The sequence below is a fragment of the Thalassolituus marinus genome (assembly GCF_020320395.1).
GTDB classification, from domain to species: domain Bacteria; phylum Pseudomonadota; class Gammaproteobacteria; order Pseudomonadales; family Oceanobacteraceae; genus Venatoribacter; species Venatoribacter marinus.
On the sequence record NZ_JAEDAH010000030.1, the window covers coordinates 27,496 to 49,840 of the forward strand.

The following is a 22,345-nucleotide window of genomic DNA, read 5'->3' on the forward strand; positions in this document are numbered from 1 at the left end:
AGACCTCAGACCTCAGACCTCAGACCTCAGACCTCAGACCTCAGACCTCAGACCTCAGACCTCAGACCTCAGACCTCAGACCTCAGACGCCTACGCGTCACTTCTTCGCTTTTGCAAACGCTGCCGCCAGCGCGCCAGCCATGGCGCCTTGTGGCTGCTGGTTGTTGTTACTGCCATTACCACCGAAGCTGCGCTGTTTGCTGGCGCCACGATCGCGGTTTGGCTTTTCGCCCGGTGTGCGTTCGTTCGCGCGCTCAGTAGCATCGTCGCTCATGCGCATGGACAGGCCGATACGCTTACGTGGCACGTCCACTTCCATCACTTTCACTTTAACGATGTCACCGGCTTTCACCACATCGCGTGGATCTTTAACGAAGGTGTCGGACAAGGCTGAGATGTGCACCAGACCATCCTGATGCACGCCGATATCGACAAACGCTCCGAAGGCGGCAACGTTGGTGATCACGCCTTCCAGCACCATGTTTGGCTTCAGGTCTTTGATGTCTTCTACGCCGTCTTTGAATTCCGCAAATTTGAATTCCGGACGTGGGTCACGGCCCGGTTTCTGCAATTCATTAACGATGTCTTTGACGGTGATTTCACCGGTTTTCTCGTCAGCGAATTTCGCGGCATTTACGGATTTCAGCAGCGCACTGTCGCCAATCAGACTGGCCACATCGCGGGAGAATTCGTGGGCGATTTTTTCCACCACGGTGTAAGACTCCGGGTGAACCGCAGAGGCATCGAGCGGGTTTTTACCGTTCATAATTCGCAGGAAACCAGCCGCCTGTTCGAAGGTTTTGTCACCCAGGCGCGGTACTTTCAGCAGATCTTTACGCGAGTTAAACGCACCGTTGGTGTCACGGAAGGCGACGATATTAGAAGCCAGTGTCGGGTTAAGGCCGGACACGCGGGTCAGCAGGGGAACCGAGGCCGTGTTCAGATCAACACCCACAGAGTTCACACAGTCTTCAACCACGGCGTCCAGTGAACGCGCCAGCTGGCTCTGGTTAACGTCGTGCTGGTACTGACCTACGCCGATGGATTTCGGTTCGATTTTCACCAGTTCCGCCAGCGGGTCCTGCAGACGGCGGGCAATGGATACCGCGCCACGGATGGTTACATCAAGATCCGGAAATTCTTTTGCCGCCAGCTCAGAAGCCGAGTACACCGAAGCACCGGCTTCGTTGACCATCACTTTCTGCACGTTTTTCAGTGCTGGCTGCGCTTTGATCATATCGCCGACGAATTTGTCGGTTTCGCGTGAGCCGGTACCGTTACCGATGGAGATCAGCTCAACGTTATGTTTGGCGATCAGCGCGCTCAGTACCGCTGCGGATTCTGCCAGCTTGTTCTGTGGCGGGGTCGGGTAAATGGTGGCGTAATCGACGACCTTACCGGTGTTATCCACCACTGCGACTTTAACGCCGGTACGCAGACCCGGGTCGAGGCCCATGGTCGCTTTGCGGCCAGCCGGTGCTGCCAGCAGCAGGTCTTTCAGGTTATCGGCGAATACCTTAATCGCGGCTTCTTCCGCCTGTTCGCGTACCTGGCCAACCAGCTCGGTTTCCAGATGAGTCAGCAGCTTGATGCGCCAGGTCCACTTCACCACTTCGTTCAGCCAGCGGTCAGCTGCACGGTTGTCGTTCTTAATACCGACGTGCTCGGCAATCATGGCTTCGCATGGGCTGGTGGCCAGCTTGTCGGACGGATCACCGGTGACCAGAGAGAAACTCAGCACACCTTCGTTGCGGCCACGCAGAATGGCCAGCGCACGGTGGCTTGGCACGTTCTTCAGTGGCTCGTCGTGTTCGAAGTAGTCGGCAAATTTAGCGCCGGTGCCTTCCTGACCAGGGACAACGCGCACAGAAAGCGTGGCCTCTTTCTGCATGAACTGACGCAGGCTGGCCAGCAGGTTAGCGTCTTCGGCGAAGCGCTCCATCAGAATGTACTTCGCACCATCGAGGGCGGCTTTTTCGTCGGCCACACCGCTGTCTGCGTTGATAAACGCCGCCGCTTCACTTTCCGGGTTCAGATCCGGGTTGTTCAGCAAGGCATCCGCTAATGGCTCAAGGCCTGCTTCAATCGCCATCTGGCCTTTGGTACGGCGCTTGGGCTTGTACGGCAGATATAAATCTTCGAGGCGGGTTTTGGTGTCGGCGTTGAGGATTTCATTCTGCAGCTCCGGGCTGAGTTTGCCCTGTTCTTCAATGCTTTTCAGAATGGCGGAACGACGGTCTTCCATCTCGCGCAGATAACGCAGACGCTCTTCCAGCGTACGCAGCTGGCTGTCGTCCAGCTCACCGGTTACTTCCTTACGGTAGCGGGCAATAAAGGGCACGGTGGCACCCTCGTCCAGCAGGGCAACGGCGGCAGAAACCTGTTGTGGGCGAATGCCCAGTTCTTCGGCAATACGGAAACCAATCGACTCGTGACTCATAAACTACTCAAACGGTGGAACAGTGAAAAAGAGAGAGGAGTATAACGAAGCCAGCAGGCTTGAGGGAGAGACGGTGACTCAAAGTCTTATTACTAATTTTCAGAAAATTAGTAATAAGACTTTCGGGGGGGCTCAGATGTAGCCGGAAAGCCCACTGTTAGTGGACTTTCCGGCGTTTTGAATGATTAGTAGAAACGCATGTTATCGGCCTGTTTTTACTTTTTCTGCTAAATCTGATGGTGCAATAAACAGGTCTTTCTTGCCCACGTTAACCTTGCGCAGCAGGTGTAATTCATCTGATAGCTTTAGCAAATCGGATCTTGATGTCTGATAGCTTGTTCCGTGTGACCCCTGATGGCTTTTAATCGTATATTCCATTCCCGGGTGGCGCAGGGCATGCTGCAGTAAGGCCAGCTGGCGGTGATTGAGCACCTGTTGCAAGTGCGAGTTTTCAAGCAGTGACGAAGCTTCCTGCAAACGCTGAGAGCGCCGCTTCAGGTACTCGTGCAAATCCCGGATGGCTTCACGGATGACTTCGAGCTGGTGGATAACGAAATAGGTGACATCGTTCGCATCCGTTTCCGTATTCAGGTAGGCCTGCATGTAGCGGCGCGGAGCTTTTTTGATAACGCGGGAAATGGATATGTATTCCATCAGCCAGTAATGATCCTTTGCCATCATCCAATAAAACAGCGCTCTTGCCGTGCGGCCATTGCCATCCACAAAGGGGTGGTCGTAACCGATCATAAAATGCACCACGATGGCGCGGATAACGGTTGGAATGTAATTCGGGCTGTCCATGCCATCACTGTGATTGGCAAAATCACACAAGGCCTGCAGGCGCTGGGGGAGTTCACTGGCTTTCGGGGGAATATGCAGTAAGACATCATCTTCCGAGAAAACACAAATATCATCCGCCGCCTCGCGGAATGTGCCTGCCTTGTCTGTATCTTCCGGCCCCAGGGTGTCTTCCGTCAGGATTCTGTGCAGTTCAAAAATAAGCGATGGTGTGAGCTTTTCTTCTTTGTAGTCACGGATAAAGAGCATGGCCCGGTGGTTGTTGCGGATCATCTTCTCGGAATGATCCTGTGGCTCCCGGCCTGTTCTGAGCATTTCTTTGGCTTGTCTTCGGGTGGTAGAAGCCCCTTCCAGCTGACTGGAGCTGATCGCTTCTTCAATCAGAGAGCCAATCAGATAAGTCCGTTTGGTTTTCTCATCGGTTATCTGCTCATCAACAACAATGGCACCTGTACTGTTTTTTTCTATCCACAGCAGATCTCTGACGACACCATCCGGCATGCAGAATGAAAACGGTTTGCCGGCTTTATCACGAAAGGGAAGCGCTTTACTGAGTTGGGTCCGACTTTGTCTGATTGCCAGCCAGAAAAGCTCCGGGTCGTAACCTTCCGGCGGTGTCAGATGGCGGAGTTTATCCCAGTGCAGATAACGGCCTTTGCTGTCATAAGGCCCCAGGCTGGCCGAGAATATTTTGCCAACTTTGCTCATGGCTTCTCTGGAATCCAGTTGCGCCAGATAGCTTTCAATATTGGGTGGCGTTTGCGGAATTTTCATCAGGGTTACCCGGCATTCAGACTTATTGAGTGAGTATATGATCACTCAAAACATTTACTACTAATTTTCAGAAAATTAGTAGTAAATGCAAGTTTCCTTTTTATTTGTGGCCTAAAGCCCGTGGATACAGGCTTTAGGTGTTTGCTGACATTAGTAGATAAACAGGATAGTCCGGTGAAACCTCATGCTGGTTAAGCACCTGAACCTGTCCGTGCGAGAGGTGGAAGGTACAGCAATATTCCGGCGATAACGTCGCAATACGGACGAGAGAAGCAAAAACGGGAGCCGAGGCTCCCGTTTGGTTTGATCATCCGGCTGTTCGGATTAATACCAGAGCTGGTAGTTAAAGCTGTCCGGACCGCCATTATCCGGTGAGCATGCCATCAGGGTGTAGCTGCCGTTTTCGGCGGTGACATTGTGCGATACCGGCCAGCAAATTTCATCTTCACCGCCTTCGCTCAGCACCAGTGAGCCGTGGAGCGCGGTGACATCAATGGCGGCGGTGGCGCCGTCGATGTCAGCCTGCGAGTACTGGCAGATATTGCTGTTACCGGCGTTGTTTAGTTTGCTCAGGCTGGTGCTGCCATCGACGGATTCCGTGGCGTAGTAGATGGCCTCACAGTTGCCGCTGACAGCATCGTAGATGTTGTAGATTCCCCGGTTAAAGAACGTGGCAGCGAGGCTGCTGTCAAAGTAAGGAATCAACAGCTGGGTTGTACCTTCTTCGGCGGAGGTGGTCACCAGAGCACCACGGATTCCGGCGTTATTGTTTTTCAGGGTCAGGGTGTCGGAGAAGGTGGTAACGTCGTCTTTGTGAGTACCAGTGTAGGTCAGTGTGTTGCCGGAGGCAGACCAGGTCGTAAAAGTACCGGAGTCGGTGTTATCACTGCCGGCGATGCCATCGATATAGCTCTGGTAGGAGCCGGTACCGCTCTCTTTGTCGAATGTAAGTTCACTGAAACTGCTGCTGCCAACCGTGACCAGCCGGTAGCTGTCGGCAATCAGGTTGTTGTTCAGATCGCCGATCACGCGCTCCAGGTGAATAAACTCATCGGTGGTACAGGTGGCATCGTAGGCGTACTCACTGGCGCGCAGCACGGTGCAGCGATCGGCGAATTCACCATTGCTGTAGATGGTCAGCACCCGTTCAGAAAACTCATAGGTGTAGGAGGCGCTGGAAACACGGCAATTACGATTCACCGAGGCTTCGGTTGGTGCAAGGTAAAAGTCGTCGTCAGTGCAGTCTGAATAGCTGACCGCAGTCATATTGCCATTACTTTCGTAGGTATATTTGTAGCGGATTTCGCCGTTGTCATTACGTTCCAGCCAGGTGCCGGTCAGCTCCAGGCCGGCGTTAATAGCGCTGAGGCTTTGCTCGAAGTGAGCCAGGGCATCTTCTTCGGATATCAGCTCATGTTCGGATTCATAAGGAAAGGCGGCACTGAGTAACGCGCTGCTGAAATCGGCCGAGTCAGCGGCTAAATCCAGCGCGGAAATATCGGCACCGCTGCCTCCCGGAAATGGCTGCAATGTAATACCGTTTTGCGGGTTGCGATCGCTATCGAGGTTCTGTAACAGCACCAGCGTATTTTTTACCCGTTGGTCATTCATGTCGTCGGTGTTGAATAAATCCAGTGGTGTCAGGGTGCCGGTGCCTGCGGGAATAGTGATGCTGCCGAGAGTCAGGCCTTCAAAACTGAAGGTGGTAGTTTCACCCGGCTCATAAGGGAAAGCGCCTAGTGTATTGGTGGTGCCCTGATAGCTGGGCGAGCTGTAGTTGAGCCCGCCTACGCCTGAATCAACAAACAGCGCAGTGTTCACCGGCGTGCTGTCGTCGTCATCGTTGTTATTACCGCCGCCACTGCTACTGCTGCCGCCACCGCAGGCTGATAAGAGTATGACGGACGTTGCTGCCATGGTTGGAAATAGTTTCATGGGGAACTCCCTTTACAATTTTTCTGAATCCCGGCTGCAGACGTCGTCTTCCGCAAAGCAGGAGCTGAGCTGGCACAGGCCATAGGAGTTATCGTAAGGTGGTTGTTATTGGCGGCCATCACCCGTACGGGGGATAAAGGGGCTCTGGTCTCAGTCATTATTACTATCAGCAGGGAGCAACCATGCAGAACGAATTACTGCAGTTCATCGGTGACGTTTACGACGCTTCGATCAGGCCAGAAAACTGGGATACGGTGATGGCTGGGCTGTGCCTGCTGACACGGGCTAAATCTGCTGTGCTGGTGGTCGAGGATCAGAGAACATCTGTCAGAAGAATTATCGGCTCGCATGGTATCCGGAGAATTCTTTCCCTTGCCTACAATGCCGGCCTGGGCAAATACGACAATACATTTTCTCTGATTCAGACGCCCAAACTGGACGTGACTTTATTGTCATCCCAGGATCTGAAGAACAATATCCCGACTTACTACCAGTTCATTTTGAAACCCGCCGACATCGGCCACATTTCGGTGGCCGATTTGTACCAGGATGACAATATCCGTCTCGGGCTGGCGGTGCATCGATCGACCAGTGAGGCGCCATTCTCTGATACAGAGGCGGATGTTATGCGCCAGATAGCGCCGCATGTGTGCCGCGCAGCTGTGATTCAGCGGGAAATTGCTCACGCCAGAAGAGAAGCGCAGCAGGTGAAGTCCCTTCTGCACAATGTGCCTGTTGGCATGGTGGTTGTGGATGGCTCGGGGCGCATAAGATTCAGCAATTTATTAGCCGATCATATCCTGCTCAGGCACAAAGCATTATCGGTGAACAATGGTTGTCTGAAGTTATTCAGTCGGGAGTATCAGCGGCAGTTTGACAGGGCTATTGCCGAATTAAGCAGAGCGGGCGGCTTGCGGAGTTCGTCAGCGCTGGATGAGACCAGAATCATTTCGTTGTCGCATCCGAATTATGCATACCCACTGGTGCTTTTCCTGACCTTGCAGCAGTCTGAAACGGCAGGTGCTGAAGATACCTTCGACGTTGTTGTTCGCATCAGTGACCCGGGCTCGATAACCGATATTTCCCCCGCGCAGCTGCAGGAGATATTCGCATTATCTGCAGCGGAAGCTGAGGTGGCGGTATGCCTTGTTAACGGTCTTAAGTTGTCAGATATCGCCGAATACAAAGGTGTCAGTACAGAGACTGTGCGTACACAGGTAAAGAATATCTTTCACAAACTGGGGGTCAGTAAGCAGCAGGAAGTTATCCGGGGTATTCTGCAGACGCTTATCCCCCTGCAGACCAGTCCGGAAGATTACCTGTCTGAATGATGTCGTACTGATCAGAGAACAGGTTGCCAGTTTGCGTCGATAAAGGTCAGAGCTGCTGCTCGTTCGCTGTCGCAGGCGGCCGAACTGAGGATCGTATCGGCAGCGGCAGAGTGGTCTGTGCTCACATCCCCGGTAGCAAAGAACTCTTCGCTGACCGCGCTGGCATGGGTCTGAATCAGCAGTAACGCGCATGGGCTGGTCGCGGTTTTGTAGATGGTCACCCGGCTGCCATCGGTTTCCACGACGGTTTCAATGTCTTCATGCAGGAAGGCTTCGAGCACGAACAACTTGTCCCAGCTGCGCGGTATCTGGTCGTTATACAAAGCATTCGACATAAAGCCGATATGGGTGGCCAGCGCCTCGGCATGCTCCGAACTTCCAGCATCGATATCCCAGTAAATCTGATCGCCATTGATGGTTTGCGGCAGCGGCTGTGAGCTGGCATCGGCGAAATCCGAATATTGGTCGTGATACGTTTTCAGGTAGTTAATGTAAGAACCCTGCTCGTTGGGCTCTGACCCATTGGCGGCATTCTGGTTCGGATTGTTCTGCTCATCTGCGCCACAGGCGGCGAGAAGGCTGGTCGCGATAAATAAAAGAATGGAACGCATAGTGACTGTTCTCTGTCATGGAGTCAGATTCAGTTTATATGCCTTTATGGTTATGTCGTGAGGCGAATTGTCGCATTGTCACTGCTGCTACAAAAAAACGGGAGCCGAAGCTCCCGTTTTCGATATACAGCAGGTGTTATTTAGACTGGGTCACTTCGCGGCTGTAATTCAGTCGCTTGGCGGCATCCAGCGTCAGCATCTGCATAAAGGCTTTGGTCTCGGCATCTGAGCCAACCGGCGCTCCGCCAGCACCGTTGCCACCGAATACGTTGGTCGGAACCTGACGTTTGGCGAAGGCTTCAGCCCACAGTTTCTGAATTTCGATTTCTGCCTGCAGTTTCTGTGCAAGGGCGTTATCCGCTTTCAGAATCACTTCTTTCTGGTAAGCCTCGGCATCGGCCAGTGTGCGCTGGGTTTCCGCTTCAATGCGGGCTTTTTCCAGTTCAATCTGGGCGGTGTCTTTGGCAATTGCAGCCTGCTCTTTCAGTTTCTGGGCGTCGGTCAGGGTCAGCTGCTTTTCGGTTTCCGCTTCAGTTGTACGCTGAATCTGTTCCACTTTGGCCTGGGCCTGACGTTCGGCAACTTCACGTTCACCTTTGGCGATGGCCAGCAGGCGCTGTTCTTCTTCCTGAATGCGCTGCTCACGGGCGATGGCGCGGTCGGCAGAGGCTTTCTGCTTCAGTTGCATACGCTCAACGAACTTGCGGTTAGGGCGCATATCGGTCACGCGGGCATCCAGTACGGTAATGCCGAAGTTGGTGAACTTCTGTGCCTTACGCGTCGGCAGGCCAGCTTCGTCGACGACTTTGTTGACGACAAACTCGATCTTGGTTTCGTCGCCGTAGTCTTCCTGTTTGTCGCCCAGCGTGGCATTGGCGGAGGCTTTCTGCTTGCGGTTAGTAAGCGTCAGCTGCTCTTCACGGCGGACGATGTAAATACCGTTGGTCATCTGATTTTCGAACTCGGAGTTAAACCCGGAGCGGCCACCGGAGTAGTACTCTTCCGCGCTCATCAATGACGCCGTGGACTGCAGGGTTTCCTTGAATGCCGGAATAAGAGCGGTACGCAACAGGTTTTCCGGAGAGCGGTATTCATGCGCCAGCTTGAGGAAGTTGTCCTGATCCTGCGGGATGGAGAAACGTACAGTGGCTTCAGCGTCCGCATCAACCTGATCAAGGAACATGATGTTCAGTGGTGGTAGCAGGGCACTGGCCATGGCTCCTTCAGACTCGGCGGTCAGACTTTCTCCTGTTCCTGCGCTTGCCTGAACAGTCATGGAGCGCTTCCAGGCGTTGTAGCGGCCAAACAGGTAGGTGTTGTAACCCACATCAGAAACCACTTTCTCTTCACCGGTAATGGTGCGTACGTGGTAAACAAAGCCAGGCTCGGCGTAAAAGAAAACCTGATTGAACATGCCTACCAGAAACGACAGAACGGCGGCACCAACCAGAGACGGGACAACTTGCTGTGGAATGCTGTAAGAGATGGATTCCAGACGCTGGTTAATCTCTTCGCTGCTAACGCCCTGCGCTTCCAGTTCACTGCGCATGCGCTCAACTTTCATTTGCTGAGAGGCACGGAAAAATCCAAGTGCGATGATGGCGGCAATACACAGAATGCCGAATAAAATGCCCCAGAAGGCCATAACTGCTCCTTGTTTAAACAGGTTCCTTGTAAGAGGCGCAGAGTCTAGCGGTTGGCTCCGAACAGGACAATGACTTGTACAGGCAATAAGTAAGCGGCCATAAAAAACGGGAGCCGAAGCTCCCGTTTCTGTAACGCGTCTGTCGCTTAGCTTAGAGCTGAGGACCGGCGTTTACGATGGCGTCAGATACGTCGTACTTCTTGAAGTTTTCAACGAACTGAGCAGCCAGGTTCTTAGCGGCTTCTTCCCAATCTGCTTCGTTTGCCCACGCTTTGGTTGGGTTCAGCAGTTTGGTTTCAACGCCTGGCAGTTCAGATGGAACTTCCAGACCAAAGATTGGCAGGGACTCGGTTGCAACGTCACGCAGAGCACCAGTCTGGATCGCGGAGATCACAGCACGGGTAGTCGGGATGCTGAAACGCTCGCCACCGTTACCGTTAGCACCGCCAGTCCAGCCAGTGTTAACCAGGTAAACCTGAGAACCGAATTCAGTCACACGCTTCATCAGCAGTTCAGCGTATTCGCCTGCTGGACGTGGGAAGAATGGTGCGCCGAAGCAGGTAGAGAAGGTAGAACGCAGACCTTTAACACCACCCATTTCAGTAGAGCCAACCAGCGCGGTATAACCACTCAGGAAGTGGTAAGCAGCCTGTTCCTTGCTCAGGATAGAAACTGGTGGCAGAACACCGGTCATATCACAGGTCAGGAAGATAACGGCTTTTGGTTCGCCAGCCATGTTCTCTTCAACACGCTTCTCAACGTGAGTCAGAGGGTAAGCGCAACGGCCGTTTTCGGTCAGGCTTACGTCGGTGTAGTCCGCTTTACGGGTCTGTTCGTCGATAACAACGTTCTCAACGATAGCGCCGAATTTGATAGCATCCCAGATGATCGGTTCGTTCTTCTGAGACAGATCGATGGTTTTTGCGTAGCAGCCACCTTCGATGTTGAACACAGTGCCTTTGCCCCAGCCGTGCTCGTCGTCACCAATCAGGTAACGCTCAGGGTCTGCGGACAGGGTGGTTTTACCAGTACCGGACAGGCCGAAGAACAGGCAGGTATCGCCGTCTTCACCAACGTTTGCAGAGCAATGCATTGGCAGCACGTCTTTTTCCGGCAGCAGGAAGTTCTGCACGCCGAACATGGCTTTCTTCATTTCGCCTGCGTAACGCATACCGGCCAGCAGTACTTTGCGTTGTGCGAAGTTAACGATTACCGCGCCGTCAGAGTTGGTGCCGTCACGTTCTGGTACACATTCGAAACCAGCAACGTTCAGGATCTGCCACTCTTCCTTGTCAGAAGGGTTGTAGCTTTCTGGCAGGATGAACAGGTTACGGCCAAACAGGTTCTGCCATGCAGTCTGAGTGGTCATTTTCACTGGCAGGTAGTGCTGAGGATCAGAACCTACGTGTACGTGAGATACGAAGCTGTCGTGCTGAGCCAGGTATTCTTCAACGCGTTCCCACAGAGCATCGAACTTGTCGGCGTCGAATGGGCGGTTGATGTTGCCCCAGTCGATAGCGTCTTTGCTGCTTGGCTCTTCAACGATGTATTTGTCCATCGGTGAACGGCCGGTACGTGCGCCAGTTTTAACAACCAGAGCGCCATTGTCCTGCAGCTGACCTTCGCCGCGAGCGATGGCTTGTTCTACCAGGAACGGAGTTGATAAATCAGTGTAAACAGTACTCATATCTGTGCCCGTTAGGGTCCTCGTTATGACTTATACGGCTTTTGGCCATATCTGAATGTTCTAGCTACCGCCCCGGGATGCACGGGCGAACCCAAAAGTGAAGGCGCGGGATTATGCCAGAAAATTGATCAAACGCTAAGCCCTTCTGTCAAGCCAGTTGAGAGAGATTCTCTATTAGGACCATAGCGCCTGATTATTTTCTGCTCAGTGCAGCTTCCGTTCGGGGAAGATTGCATCCACCTGAGGCCGGTCAAAGGTGTAATTCTGCTGGCAGAACTCACACGTGATGTCGATTTTACCGGCTTGCTCCTGCAGCATGGTATCGAGTTCTTCGTAGCCAAGTTGATGCAGCGCATTGGCGATACGATCTTTTGAGCAGGTACAGAAGAAACTCAGTTCGCTGGCAGGATAAATCCGTGCCTGTTCTTCATGGAACAGGCGATGCAGCATGTCGTCGGCAGGCAGGCCAAGGATTTCATCCTCTCGGGCGGTCGATGCCAGATGCCCGATACGATCCCAGGCGTCGGCGTCATCGGTCGCCATGGCAGGCATCTTCTGCAGCATCATGCCGGCAGCCTGCTGGCCGTTACAGAACAGCCAGAAACGGCTGCCCAGCTGCTCTGACTGCTCGAAGTAGTCTTCCAGAGCCTGCGCAATATTGCCGCCGCTGACCGCGGTAATACCCTGATAACGCTGGCCCTGTTCCGGTTCAATGGTGATCACCATCTGGCCGTCAGCAAAGCTCAGTTGCTCGTCACCGGCCAGCTCATCGTAGCGAGCGATAGCACGCAGCTGACCCTTGTCGTTGGTCTCTGCCTGCAGCAGGGATACGTTGCCGGGCATACGCACCTGCAGGGTCAGGCGACCGGGAAACTTCAGATTAGCGCTCAGCAGCGCGGTGGCTGCCATCAGCTCTCCGAGTTCCCGGGCAATCAGTTGCGGGTAGCTGTGGCGTTTAATCACTTCGCGGTAAGCGCTGTCGAGCAGGGCTATTTCGCCACGGATATCGGTATTGTCGAAGCTGAAACGCTGCAGCATGTCGCGTTGGTTGTGGCTCATGGTATTCAGTCCTGATATTTCTCTTCAAAACGGCGCATGTCGCGACGTTCTTTTTTGTTCGGGCGGTGGTCTGGCATCGGCATGGAGGCGCGCAGTACCCGGCGACGCTCACCTTCGTCCATACGGGATTTGATGCTTTCCGGTGTTTCTTCGTACAGCAGGCGGGCTTCCGGTGCACCGCGGCGCTGGTCGGACAGCGCTTTGATGATGATGATCTTTTCATCAAAGCCCTGACGTACGGTCAGTTTGGCACCTACATCGGCGGTTTTGCTGACTTTGCAGCGCTGTCCGTCGTAATGAACCTTGCCCCCTTCGATGGCGGCTTTGGCCAGTGCCCGGGTCTTGAAAAAACGGGCGGCCCACAGCCATTTGTCGAGGCGAATTTTTTCGTTGCTGTCGCTCATGGTGTCTCCGCGCAGGCACTCGCTCAGAATTTCAGCTCATCAAAATGATGCACACCAGGGAAGCGGCTATCGGTGTTCGGTGCTTTCTGGCTGTCCGGATGGAATATGGTCAGCAGCCAGCCGATACCCCAGCGGGCGGCGGATTCTAACACAGCCTGACTGTCGTCGATGAGCAGCGTGCGAGCGGGATCGAAGTTTTCATCCTGTCTCAGATGGTCCCAGAAGGCCTGGCTTTCTTTTGGTTCCTGATAATCGTGGGAACTGATGATACGGTCGACCAGCTGATCCAGGCCGGTGTGTTCCATTTTCAGATTGACGCTGTCGCGATGAGCGTTGGTTACAATCACCGTGCGTTTACCCATGACTCTGAGTTGTTGCAGGAAGTCTTTGACGTGTGGGCGAAAGCCGATCTTATGCTGAACATCACGTTTCAGCTCGGCGATAGGCAAGCCAGTGAGTTCCGTCCAGTAGTCGAGGCAGTACCAGTTAAGTGTGCCACGCAGGCCAACGAAACTCTTATTCAGCTCGCTCAGGGCCTCTTCTTCGCTCATGTCATGATGGGCTGCGTAAGCGGCAGGCAGATGATCAAGCCAGAAGTAATTGTCAAAGTGCAGGTCCAGCAGGGTGCCATCCATGTCCAGCAGCACAGTATCAATTTGTTGCCAGTCGGGCAGGCTCATAGGGTTATACTCAAGGGATCAGTGAAACCATATTAAAACAGGGCTGTTATGCAGAAAAAACCACAGATTCTGGAGCGTCATTTGGTGGCGCAGAGCCGACTGTTCCGCGTTGAATCCTTCGATCTGCGCTTCAGTAACGGCGTCGAGCGTACCTATGAACGTCTGGTGCCGGGCGGTAATGGTGCAGTCATGGTGGTGGCGTTACTGGACGACGAGCATGTGGCCCTGATTCGTGAATATGGGGGCGGAATCGAGGATTACACCCTCACATTGCCAAAAGGTGCAATCGACCTTGGCGAGAGTCTGCGTGATGCCTGCAACCGTGAGCTGCAGGAAGAAATTGGTTTTGGTGCCCATGAGTTTGTCTATCTGAAAAAGCTCAGCCTGTCGCCGAGCTACATGAGTGGCGGTATCGACGTGGTGTTTGCCCGCAATCTGTACCCTTCACAGCTGGAAGGTGATGAGCCGGAACCACTGGAACTGGTGCCATGGAAACTGGCCGAGCTGCATGAGCTGTATGGTCGGGCCGATTGCACAGAAGGACGGGCTATTGCGGCGCTGGCGCTGGCTCAGGAGTATCTGGCTGGTCGTTTTCAGGGTGAAGTGCTGGAGCCCTGAATGGTCAGTACGCTGGCTATCGCATTGGCCAGCTCTTCGGTGCGCAGTGGCTTGCTGACGAAGCCGTTCATTCCGGCTTCCAGACATTGCTGGCGGTCTTCCAGCATGGCATTGGCAGTCAGCGCAATGATCGGCACCGAGCGTTTCTGACTGCTCAGCTCACGAATGCGTTCAGTCGCAGTAATACCATCCATCACCGGCATATTCACATCCATCAGGATAAGATCGAATTCATCGCGGATCAGGGCGGTAATTGCCTGCTCACCGTCCGCTACGGTATGGCAGGTCATACCCAGACGTTCGAGCATCCGTTCGGTGATCTTCTGGTTCACCTGATTATCTTCTGCCAGCAGTAAATGGCCGGACAGCTTCGGCAGCTCTCGTTGCTTTGGCTGAGCGCGGCGCGAGACAGGCTGCTGACTTTCTGGCAGCGGCAGTTTCAGTGTGAAGACACTGCCTTCGCCCATGCCTGACTGAATAGTAATGTTGCCACGCATCGCCTGTGCCAGGTGACGGCTGATGGTCAGACCCAGACCGGTGCCACCATAGCGCCGGCTGGTGCTGCTGTCTGCCTGACGGAAGGCCTGAAAAATCTGCGCCTGCTTGTCGGCAGGAATACCTATGCCGCTGTCGCGCACATCAATGCTGACCTGATAGTTGTGTTCTTCGGTCAGATGACCGCTGACACGAATTTCTATGCGGCCCTTATCGGTGAACTTCAGGGCATTACTGAGCAGGTTCGTGATTATCTGACGGATACGCTTCGGATCACCCATCCAGTGGGTCGGCAGGCCGCCATCATAGTAATACAACAGACTCAGCCCTTTGCGTCGCACGGGCTCATTGAACAGCTGGTAGACGTTGGTCAGCAGGTCATTCAGATCGAAGCTGATGCTTTCCATTTCCAGCTTGCCGGATTCAATCTTGGACAGGTCGAGAATGTCGTTGATGATATCGAGCAGTACATGCGATGAGCTGTGGATGATATCCAGATAGCGGCGCTGATCTTCACTCAGACTGGAATCCAGTAACAGTTCTGCGGCGCCCAGAATGCCGTTCATCGGTGTGCGGATCTCGTGGCTCATGTTGGCCAGAAATACCGATTTTGAGCGGTTAGCCTGCTCTGCCTGATCCAGTGCTTCACGAATCTGGACGTTGGCTGACTCCAGCGCTTTCTGGTTGGCAATCAGTTCTGTCAGATCGAGACCGGCGAGCAGAACGGCGCCACTGTCCTCGGTATTGCCCTGCACTGTGGTCATGCGCCAACTGACGAACGACTCCCGACCGCTGGCCGACATCACCGGAAATTCCGAGGAAATATAATCTTCGGTCGATGACAGCACCTGCTGCCATTGCTGTTGCAGTCCCTCCTGAGCGGAACGTGGCACCAGATAGGCCAGGGGCTGGCCTTTGAGCTGGCTGTCGGTCATTTGCAGCAGGCTGTTAACCGGGTGGTTGACGCGCACAATGTTGCCGTCGCGATCACAGATGATCAGCAGAGTTTGCATGGCGTTGAAGTAGGCGCTGACGCGTTGTTGTTCTGCGCGTAATTCCTGTTCCATAAAGTGGCGCTTGCTGATGTCTTCACCGGTCACCAGCAGGAAACTTTCGCCTTCTATTTTCCATGGACGGGCATGCATGGCCCAGCGACTCTCTTCGCTATCAAGATCCGTCAGACTGCATTCGAAATCGACGGTGGTGGCGCTGTCGATGGCCTGTTGCAGGTAGCTGGTGACCCGTACCTGCTCATCAGAGGGCAGCAGGGTTTGCAGCCGCTTGCCAGACTCCAGGCGGAACGAGCGACGAAATCCGGGATTCGCTTCCAGCAGCATTTGCTTCGGGCTCAGCAATAGCGCGATACCGCTCATATGCTCCCAGCCGAGACTGTTCTGCAGGCGCTTCTGACGCGCTTTCTCGCGCAGTGGTGCGGTGATCTGGTAGTAACCGGCGAAGGCGATGATTAACAGTGCTGCATTAATCAGCAATGTGATCCAGACAGAGGTCAGTGTGTGGTTCTGCTGACTGGAGAGCGAACGCCCGACAACAATGGCTGAGCCGTCTGCTGCCGGACTGTAACAGGCGATGTACTGCTCATTTTCAATGCTGTAGCGGCTGCAACCGGTTTTCCCGTTGAGCGCGAGGCCGAGTTCTTCATAGCGCAGGCGGGTGTCTTTCCTGCGCGGGAACAGCTGCCGCTGACCCGCTTTCTGCACCATGATTTCTGCGCCATCAAACAGCTGGTTGATGGTTGGCGTCGCATTCGTGTTGGCTGCCAGCAGGGTGGTCAGGCTTTGCAGTTCTTCATGTACCTGACTTAACCCGCGAATATAAAAGACCGATGTCCCGACCAGACTGGTGATGATGATCAGTGTACCCAGTTGAATCCACAGGTAAGGGCGCTGGCGGGCCATAAATCGTCCTGACAAAGGTTTACCCTCTACGATAGATGTTTGTCAGCGAGATGCCTATACCAACCAGGGTAAAACCAGCGCATGCAGTGTGGCCGTCAGTGTCATGGCCATCGCCGCATAGGCTGATTGTTGCGGCCCCAGCTCCAGTGCCCGGCTGGTGCCGATGGCATGGGCGCAGATGCCAAGGGTTAAGCCCAGTGTCTGCGGGTCATCCATTCGGGTTGCCTTCAGCATCGGTGGAATCATCAGAGCACCCAAAATACCGGTAATGATGACAAAGGCAGAAGCCAGGGCACTGATGCCGCCCACCTGCTCACTGATTGCGACGGCAACCGGAGTGGTAATGGACTTGGTGTAAATGGTGCGCGTGATGGCGTCGTCGCCAATCCAGAAGTGAGCCAGTACAACGGCGCAAGCAACCGTTACGCCACTGCCGATGGTCACCGCCAGAGCAATGCGCAGCCATTGCTTACGCATGGTGTGAATGAACTGATACAGCGGCACGGCCAGCATCACGACGACTGGCCCCAGCATCAGGTGCAGGAACCGTCCGCCTTCCATATAGGTTGTGTAACTGATGCCACTCAGTTCCAGCGTGGTGGAGACCAGCACAATGCCGGTCAGAATGGGCGGCAGGAAAGCGTTATTACCGGTGCGGCGATAGAGTTGCTGACCAGCAATGAAGGCGGCAATAGTCAATGCTGCCCAGAACAGTGGTGTTTGCAGTAGCGCGCTCACGACGAACGCCCTCCTTTCATGATCCAGGCACATACCAGAGCGCCAGGGATCAGACTGACCGTGAGAATAACCAGCAATTCCACGCCGTAGTCAGCCAGCAGCGATTTCTGCGTGACGATACCGACACTCACCGGAATCAGGAATAACGGCAGTAGTGGTGAAAGGGTCTGGGTAATGTCCTGCAATGCCTGCGGTGTACGACCACGAATAATCAGGAAAGCCAGCAGCAGTAACATGCCAACAATAGCGGCAGGGACGGGTAACGACAGAAAATCCTGCAGGACGCCGCCAAGTAACAGAAAAATCAGCAGGCCGAGAAGACCGGGCATGTACTGCTCTCCGATTGTGAACAGCCCCGGGAAGAGATGGTGCGGAAGGAGAGACTCGAACTCTCACACCTTGCGGCGCTGGAACCTAAATCCAGTGCGTCTACCAATTTCGCCACTTCCGCATTCAGGGCGCGGATATTATATAAGTTAGTTGCTGTTGCCAAGCGTATCACTACTCGTCTGCAATAAGCAGCTGGTGTATTGTGCGCCTTTAGCCTTATCAGGGACGAAAAATGAGCGCCAATCCCCGTTTAGCCAGCAACATTCTGGTGACCGCTGCGGCGGCCGTGATTGTGATTGCAGGCCTGAAAAGTGCTGCTGCCATGCTGGTTCCTTTTCTGCTGGCCATTTTTATTGCGGTGCTCAGTGCACCGCTGATGCACTGGCTGACCCGGCATCGGGTGCCAGATGTGATTGCCGTGCTGCTGCTGGTGGTTGGCTTTTTACTGATCGGCACTATGCTCGCCTCTTTCGTCGGCAGTACGCTGAATGCGTTTTACAAAGACATGCCGTTTTATGAGCAGAAGCTGCAGACGCTGATTACCACGGGTGTTACCTGGTTGCGCGGTATGGGCGTCGAAGTCGCCGATAATATTATCCGCGAATATGTGAATCCCGGTGTGGTGATGCGCACTGTGGCGAAAGTGTTCAATGGTCTGGGCGGCGTACTGACCAATACCTTCCTGATTCTGTTTACCGTCGTGTTTATTCTGCTCGAAGCTTCCGGTTTCCCGAACAAAGTGAAAAAGGCGTTCGGTGAAGAAACCCAGGCCTTCGATCACTTTGAGCGTTTTTCACAGTCGGTGCAGCAGTACCTGATGATTAAAACCCTGGTCAGTCTTGGCACCGGTGTCGCGGTGTCTTTGCTGCTGGTGATTATCGGTGTCGATTACTGGGCTCTGTGGGGGGTGGTGGCTTTCCTGCTCAACTACATTCCCAACATCGGTTCGATTATCGCAGCTGTACCGGCGGTACTGATCGCTCTGATTCAGCTGGGCCCGGCGGCGGCGGCACTTACCGCGGCGGTTTACGTCGGCGTGAACACTTTATTTGGCAATGTGGTTGAGCCACGCCTGATGGGCCGCTCACTTGGTTTGTCGACGCTGGTGGTGTTCCTGTCGTTAGTATTCTGGGGCTGGATTCTGGGCCCGGTGGGCATGTTGCTATCCATTCCACTGACCATGGTGGTTAAGATTGCTCTTGAGACACGTCCTCAGAGTCGCTGGATTGCTACCTTGCTGGATCACTGATCCAACATGGCAAAGAAGGGTAAAGCCCTTGTCGTTTTTACGGCGCGCAGCGCTAGACTGGGCTTATGGAGGTACCGATGAAATCCATTCTGCTTGTTGATGATGATTACGAACTGGGCGAACTGTTGCAGGAATACCTGTCGATGGAGGGCTTCAGTCTGACAGCCGTACAGGACGGTGAAACCGGTCTGGCAAAAGCGCTCAGTGGCGAGTTTGATCTGATATTACTGGACGTCATGCTGCCGAAGCTTAACGGCTTTGAAGTGCTCAAGCGCCTGCGTCAGGAATCGAATATTCCGGTCATTATGCTTACCGCGCGCGGCGAAAGTGTCGATCGGGTGCTGGGGCTGGAGCACGGTGCCGATGATTACATTCCTAAGCCATATCACCATCATGAACTGGTGGCGCGTATCAAAGCGCTGTTCCGTCGTATCGAACTGGCGTCAGAGCAGGTGGTTAAACCGGCTCCGGGCATGCTGGCAGTCGGTGACCTTGAGCTGAACATTGGCAAGCGTCTGGTTACGCTGGCGGGTGAAGAACTGTCGCTGACGGGGGCAGAGTTTGGCGTATTGCAGTGCCTGATGGAAAACGTCGGTGAACTGGTGGACAAGGATTCCCTGTCGATTGCTGCGCTTGGTCGGCCGCTGATGGCCTATGACCGCTCGATTGATATGCATGTGAGTAACCTGCGTAAGAAACTCGGACGTCGTACTGACGACTCTGACTGGATCAAAACCGTGCGCTCGCGCGGCTATATGCTGGCCATCTGATGCGCTGGTACCGCTCACTGTTTTTCAAAATCTTTCTCTGGTTCTGGGGCGTAATCTTCCTTGCCATGTGGGCCGCCGTGCTCACCAACGAATGGATTGAGGATGATTACTTCCGCAAAGCCTCGGAAGCAGAAACCCTGCACCTGATTCGCATGATGGACAGTCAGCGGCCGATTATCGCCGAGGGGCGTAAGCTCTGGCGGCGTATTCGTCCCGGGTGGAACTTGGTGGCGGTGCCGGTGGATATGCTCAGCCAGCTGCCGCACGACCTGGAAGAATTTGTGGATCAGGCCGAAGATTCAGACTCTGTGCTGTGGGGGCAGAACGACGGTTGGCTGATGATCGGGCCATTGCAGACGCAGGGTTATCTGTACGTAGCGGTTGCCCGTAAAGAATGGCAGAGCATGCTCGACAACGAAGATCGCTGGATGGTGCCTGTAGCTATGGTACTGGTGGTCACTTTGCTGTGCTTTACTCTGGTGTGGAGCCTGACCCGGCCGATCCGCCGCCTGCAGACAACGGTGCGCAAGCTGGGCGAAGGTAACTTCGATGTTTCCGACCTTAAGGGTGACCTGCACCGTCATGATGAAATAGGCATGCTGGCCAGTGAGGTGGTCGATATGTCTGATTCGCTGCAACGTTTGCTGCACAGTCATCAGCAGCTGTTGCGCGATGTGTCCCACGAGTTACGTTCTCCTCTGACCCGGCTACAGATAGCGTTGGGAATCGCCCGAAAGAAAGACCAGCAGCAGATTCTGGCCGCCGAACACGACCGTATTGAACGGGCTGTGGGGCAGGTGGATGGACTGGTTGCTCAGATTCTCGACCTGGCGCGTCTGCAGCAAACGGACACCCGTGGCCTGCAATCTGAAAGGCGCCATCTGCATGGTCAGATGACTCAGTGGTTGCAGGATGCTGAGCTTGAAGTGGAAGCGCATGGGCTGACGCTGGAAAGTGCTCTGCCGCCGGAAACCCTGGTCTGTCAGTGGGACTGGATTCTGGTGGAAAGGGCTTTCGACAACCTGTTACGTAACGCAATCCGCTTCTCTCCGCAAAATGGTGTTTTACGTGTCGGTGCTACGGTTCGTGATCGTGCGGTTGAGCTTTGGGTCGAAGATCAGGGGCCGGGCGTGCCGGAGGACGAGCTTGAGCGTATTTTTGCACCCTTCACTCAGGTTGATCCTGCCCGCGACCATGCATCGGGAGGGTACGGTATCGGTCTGGCGTTAGTGAAAAGGATTGTTGAATTGCACGACGGAATCGTCGTTGCTACCAATCAATCGCAGGGCCTGCGCGTCGCAATGACGTTACCAATTGGAAAATAAGCCTGATCTGGCGCATTTTTCTGTTTAACGAATGGCCGATTCTCTGGAAAAGACAATAGGTTTTTGGTAGAAAGGACGGCCCCTATAGCCCCCTGTGTCGAGGATGAAGTAACACAGCCGGCTTTATAAATAATGCGACGAGACTGGATGAGCACTATGTCAGAAGATTTAAAACAAGCAGCTCTGGATTACCATCAGTTCCCTAAGCCGGGCAAAATCAGCGTGGAACTGACCAAGCCGGCACAGACTTCACGTGATCTGTCACTGGCTTACAGCCCGGGTGTGGCTGAGCCTGTTAAGGAAATTGCTGCCGACCCTGAAAACGCCTACAAGTACACCGCTAAAGGCAACCTGGTCGCTGTAATCTCTGACGGTACCGCTATTCTGGGTCTGGGTAACCTGGGCCCTCTGGCTTCCAAGCCGGTAATGGAAGGTAAGAGCCTGCTGTTCAAGCGTTTCGCAGGCGTTGATTCCATCGACATCGAAGTTGAATCAGAAAGCCCACAGGCGTTCATCGACACTGTACGTCGTATTGCGAACACTTTCGGTGGTATTAACCTGGAAGACATCAAAGCACCTGAGTGTTTTGAAATCGAACGCACTCTGATCGAACAGTGTGACATTCCAGTATTCCACGATGACCAGCACGGTACTGCGATCGTAACGGTTGCAGGTGCTCTGAACGCACTGGAAATCGTTGGTAAGAAAATTGAAGACGCGAAAATGTGTGTACTGGGTGCCGGTGCCGCAGCGATCTCTTGCTCTAAGCTGCTGATCCTGGCAGGTATGAAGCCTGAGAACATCTTCATGTGTGACCGTAACGGCGTGATCCACTCTGGCCGTACCGATCTGAACCAGTACAAGCAGGCGTTCGCTGTTGATACTGACAAGCGCACTGTAGACGATGCTCTGACTGATGCAGACATCTTCCTGGGTCTGTCTGGTCCTAACATGGTAACTGGCGAGCAGATCAAAGCGATGGCTGAAAACCCAGTCATCTTCGCATGTGCGAACCCTGTGCCGGAAATCATGCCAGAAATCGTTGCTGAAGCACGCCCTGATGCCATCATGGCAACCGGCCGTTCTGACTACCCTAACCAGGTAAACAACGTACTGGGCTTCCCTTTCATCTTCCGTGGCGCACTGGATGTTCGTGCAACTGCCATTAACGAAGAAATGAAACTGGCTGCTGCTAAAGCGCTGGCGGGTCTGGCGAAAGAGCCTGTGACTCAGGAAGTTCTGGATGCATATGGTCTGGATTCTCTGGAATTCGGTCGTGAATACATCATCCCTAAAGCAGTCGATACTCGCCTGCTGGGTACTGTATCCACTGCGGTAGCTCAGGCTGCTATTGATACTGGTGTGGCTCGTCAGCCGCTGCCAGCCAACTACCCACTGAAGTCTCTGGCTGATATCTGAGACTGACTGGTAGTGATAAAAAAACCCGGCCCTGGCCCACTGCTGTCCCACAGTTTTAAAGGTATCTGTTTTCTATAAACGACTTTTAAATCCGCAGTGCCTATTGCCTACCAGGGGAACT

General features: G+C 54.0%; 18 protein-coding genes and 1 tRNA gene. 6 read left to right on the forward strand and 13 right to left on the reverse strand.

The annotated features are described in order from the left end of the window. Nucleotides 1-97: 97 nt before the first annotated feature. The 3 genes from I9W95_RS06335 to I9W95_RS06345 all read right to left on the reverse strand — a co-directional run bounded on the left by I9W95_RS06335 (nucleotide 98) and on the right by I9W95_RS06345 (nucleotide 5,947). Nucleotides 98-2,440 (reverse strand): Tex family protein, encoded by a 2,343-nt coding sequence (locus I9W95_RS06335; protein ID WP_225673014.1) that lies wholly within the window; start codon nucleotides 2,438-2,440, stop codon nucleotides 98-100. Nucleotides 2,441-2,641: 201 nt separating this feature from the next. Next, on the reverse strand, nucleotides 2,642-4,012 hold the full coding sequence (locus I9W95_RS06340) for a Fic family protein (RefSeq protein ID WP_225673016.1): 1,371 nt from the start codon (nucleotides 4,010-4,012) through the stop codon (nucleotides 2,642-2,644). 324 nt (nucleotides 4,013-4,336) lie between these two features. Then, nucleotides 4,337-5,947, reverse strand: a complete 1,611-nt coding sequence (locus tag I9W95_RS06345; RefSeq protein ID WP_225673018.1) for a hypothetical protein — start codon at nucleotides 5,945-5,947, stop codon at nucleotides 4,337-4,339. 182 nt (nucleotides 5,948-6,129) lie between these two features. On the opposite strand from I9W95_RS06345, the gene I9W95_RS06350 reads away from it, so the two are divergent. Continuing rightward, nucleotides 6,130-7,278 carry a helix-turn-helix transcriptional regulator gene (locus tag I9W95_RS06350; protein ID WP_225673020.1) on the forward strand — a complete coding sequence of 383 codons (1,149 nt, stop codon included), beginning with the start codon at nucleotides 6,130-6,132 and terminating at the stop codon, nucleotides 7,276-7,278. Nucleotides 7,279-7,289: 11 nt separating this feature from the next. Here I9W95_RS06350 and I9W95_RS06355 read toward each other — a convergent pair whose 3' ends face one another. From I9W95_RS06355 to yrfG, 6 genes are all read right to left on the reverse strand, one after another. After that, a complete protein-coding gene (locus tag I9W95_RS06355; RefSeq protein ID WP_225673022.1) occupies nucleotides 7,290-7,889 on the reverse strand; it encodes a hypothetical protein in 600 nt (199 codons plus the stop codon). A 136-nt stretch (nucleotides 7,890-8,025) separates the two neighbouring features. After that, nucleotides 8,026-9,534: an SPFH domain-containing protein gene (locus tag I9W95_RS06360; protein ID WP_225673024.1), complete on the reverse strand. Its 1,509-nt coding sequence runs from the start codon at nucleotides 9,532-9,534 to the stop codon at nucleotides 8,026-8,028. Nucleotides 9,535-9,685: 151 nt separating this feature from the next. Next, nucleotides 9,686-11,221, reverse strand: coding sequence for a phosphoenolpyruvate carboxykinase (locus I9W95_RS06365; RefSeq protein ID WP_225673026.1), 1,536 nt, complete (start codon nucleotides 11,219-11,221; stop codon nucleotides 9,686-9,688). Nucleotides 11,222-11,425: 204 nt separating this feature from the next. Next, on the reverse strand, nucleotides 11,426-12,280 hold the full coding sequence (hslO, locus tag I9W95_RS06370; RefSeq protein WP_225673028.1) for an Hsp33 family molecular chaperone HslO: 855 nt from the start codon (nucleotides 12,278-12,280) through the stop codon (nucleotides 11,426-11,428). 5 nt (nucleotides 12,281-12,285) lie between these two features. After that, nucleotides 12,286-12,684 (reverse strand): ribosome-associated heat shock protein Hsp15, encoded by a 399-nt coding sequence (hslR, locus tag I9W95_RS06375; RefSeq protein WP_225673030.1) that lies wholly within the window; start codon nucleotides 12,682-12,684, stop codon nucleotides 12,286-12,288. A gap of 23 nt (nucleotides 12,685-12,707) precedes the next feature. Next, a complete protein-coding gene (yrfG, locus tag I9W95_RS06380; protein ID WP_225673032.1) occupies nucleotides 12,708-13,364 on the reverse strand; it encodes a GMP/IMP nucleotidase in 657 nt (218 codons plus the stop codon). Nucleotides 13,365-13,412: 48 nt separating this feature from the next. Here yrfG and nudE point away from each other — a divergent pair, with 48 nt between their 5' ends. Beyond that, nucleotides 13,413-13,982 carry an ADP compounds hydrolase NudE gene (gene nudE, locus I9W95_RS06385; protein ID WP_225673034.1) on the forward strand — a complete coding sequence of 190 codons (570 nt, stop codon included), beginning with the start codon at nucleotides 13,413-13,415 and terminating at the stop codon, nucleotides 13,980-13,982. Here nudE and I9W95_RS06390 read toward each other — a convergent pair. From I9W95_RS06390 to I9W95_RS06405, 4 genes are all read right to left on the reverse strand, one after another. Next, nucleotides 13,958-16,393: a PAS domain-containing hybrid sensor histidine kinase/response regulator gene (locus I9W95_RS06390; protein WP_225673036.1), complete on the reverse strand. Its 2,436-nt coding sequence runs from the start codon at nucleotides 16,391-16,393 to the stop codon at nucleotides 13,958-13,960. The genes nudE and I9W95_RS06390 overlap by 25 nt on opposite strands. Nucleotides 16,394-16,447: 54 nt before the next feature. Continuing rightward, nucleotides 16,448-17,131 (reverse strand): LrgB family protein, encoded by a 684-nt coding sequence (locus I9W95_RS06395; protein WP_225673037.1) that lies wholly within the window; start codon nucleotides 17,129-17,131, stop codon nucleotides 16,448-16,450. Beyond that, nucleotides 17,128-17,460 (reverse strand): CidA/LrgA family protein, encoded by a 333-nt coding sequence (locus tag I9W95_RS06400; RefSeq protein WP_225673040.1) that lies wholly within the window; start codon nucleotides 17,458-17,460, stop codon nucleotides 17,128-17,130. Before I9W95_RS06400 ends, I9W95_RS06395 begins: the two co-directional genes overlap by 4 nt. Nucleotides 17,461-17,497: 37 nt before the next feature. Then, a tRNA-Leu gene (locus tag I9W95_RS06405) sits at nucleotides 17,498-17,582 on the reverse strand. A 111-nt stretch (nucleotides 17,583-17,693) separates the two neighbouring features. Between I9W95_RS06405 and I9W95_RS06410 the strand changes: the two genes are divergently transcribed. The 4 genes from I9W95_RS06410 to I9W95_RS06425 all read left to right on the forward strand — a co-directional run bounded on the left by I9W95_RS06410 (nucleotide 17,694) and on the right by I9W95_RS06425 (nucleotide 22,224). Continuing rightward, nucleotides 17,694-18,710, forward strand: coding sequence for an AI-2E family transporter (locus I9W95_RS06410; protein WP_225673041.1), 1,017 nt, complete (start codon nucleotides 17,694-17,696; stop codon nucleotides 18,708-18,710). Between the two features lie 77 nt (nucleotides 18,711-18,787). After that, nucleotides 18,788-19,480 (forward strand): response regulator, encoded by a 693-nt coding sequence (locus I9W95_RS06415; RefSeq protein ID WP_225673043.1) that lies wholly within the window; start codon nucleotides 18,788-18,790, stop codon nucleotides 19,478-19,480. Continuing rightward, nucleotides 19,480-20,805 (forward strand): ATP-binding protein, encoded by a 1,326-nt coding sequence (locus tag I9W95_RS06420; protein ID WP_225673045.1) that lies wholly within the window; start codon nucleotides 19,480-19,482, stop codon nucleotides 20,803-20,805. The genes I9W95_RS06415 and I9W95_RS06420 overlap by 1 nt, the downstream gene beginning before the upstream one ends. A gap of 156 nt (nucleotides 20,806-20,961) precedes the next feature. Continuing rightward, entirely contained in the window at nucleotides 20,962-22,224 is a 1,263-nt protein-coding gene (locus I9W95_RS06425; protein WP_225673047.1) for a malic enzyme-like NAD(P)-binding protein, read from the forward strand. Nucleotides 22,225-22,345 lie beyond the last annotated feature (121 nt).

Excerpts from the sequence above, each read along its gene's own strand:
- I9W95_RS06355 (WP_225673022.1), bottom strand. The coding sequence starts at position 7,889 with ATGCGTTCCATTCTTTTATTTATCGCGACCAGCCTTCTCGCCGCCTGT.
- I9W95_RS06410 (WP_225673041.1), top strand. The coding sequence starts at position 17,694 with ATGAGCGCCAATCCCCGTTTAGCCAGCAACATTCTGGTGACCGCTGCG.
- I9W95_RS06400 (WP_225673040.1), bottom strand. The coding sequence starts at position 17,460 with ATGCCCGGTCTTCTCGGCCTGCTGATTTTTCTGTTACTTGGCGGCGTC.
- I9W95_RS06350 (WP_225673020.1), top strand. The coding sequence starts at position 6,130 with ATGCAGAACGAATTACTGCAGTTCATCGGTGACGTTTACGACGCTTCG.
- I9W95_RS06345 (WP_225673018.1), bottom strand. The coding sequence starts at position 5,947 with ATGAAACTATTTCCAACCATGGCAGCAACGTCCGTCATACTCTTATCA.
- I9W95_RS06425 (WP_225673047.1), top strand. The coding sequence starts at position 20,962 with ATGTCAGAAGATTTAAAACAAGCAGCTCTGGATTACCATCAGTTCCCT.
- hslO (WP_225673028.1), bottom strand. The coding sequence starts at position 12,280 with ATGAGCCACAACCAACGCGACATGCTGCAGCGTTTCAGCTTCGACAAT.
- I9W95_RS06340 (WP_225673016.1), bottom strand. The coding sequence starts at position 4,012 with ATGAAAATTCCGCAAACGCCACCCAATATTGAAAGCTATCTGGCGCAA.
- I9W95_RS06365 (WP_225673026.1), bottom strand. The coding sequence starts at position 11,221 with ATGAGTACTGTTTACACTGATTTATCAACTCCGTTCCTGGTAGAACAA.
- I9W95_RS06390 (WP_225673036.1), bottom strand. The coding sequence starts at position 16,393 with ATGGCCCGCCAGCGCCCTTACCTGTGGATTCAACTGGGTACACTGATC.
- nudE (WP_225673034.1), top strand. The coding sequence starts at position 13,413 with ATGCAGAAAAAACCACAGATTCTGGAGCGTCATTTGGTGGCGCAGAGC.
- hslR (WP_225673030.1), bottom strand. The coding sequence starts at position 12,684 with ATGAGCGACAGCAACGAAAAAATTCGCCTCGACAAATGGCTGTGGGCC.
- I9W95_RS06335 (WP_225673014.1), bottom strand. The coding sequence starts at position 2,440 with ATGAGTCACGAGTCGATTGGTTTCCGTATTGCCGAAGAACTGGGCATT.
- I9W95_RS06415 (WP_225673043.1), top strand. The coding sequence starts at position 18,788 with ATGAAATCCATTCTGCTTGTTGATGATGATTACGAACTGGGCGAACTG.
- I9W95_RS06420 (WP_225673045.1), top strand. The coding sequence starts at position 19,480 with ATGCGCTGGTACCGCTCACTGTTTTTCAAAATCTTTCTCTGGTTCTGG.
- yrfG (WP_225673032.1), bottom strand. The coding sequence starts at position 13,364 with ATGAGCCTGCCCGACTGGCAACAAATTGATACTGTGCTGCTGGACATG.
- I9W95_RS06360 (WP_225673024.1), bottom strand. The coding sequence starts at position 9,534 with ATGGCCTTCTGGGGCATTTTATTCGGCATTCTGTGTATTGCCGCCATC.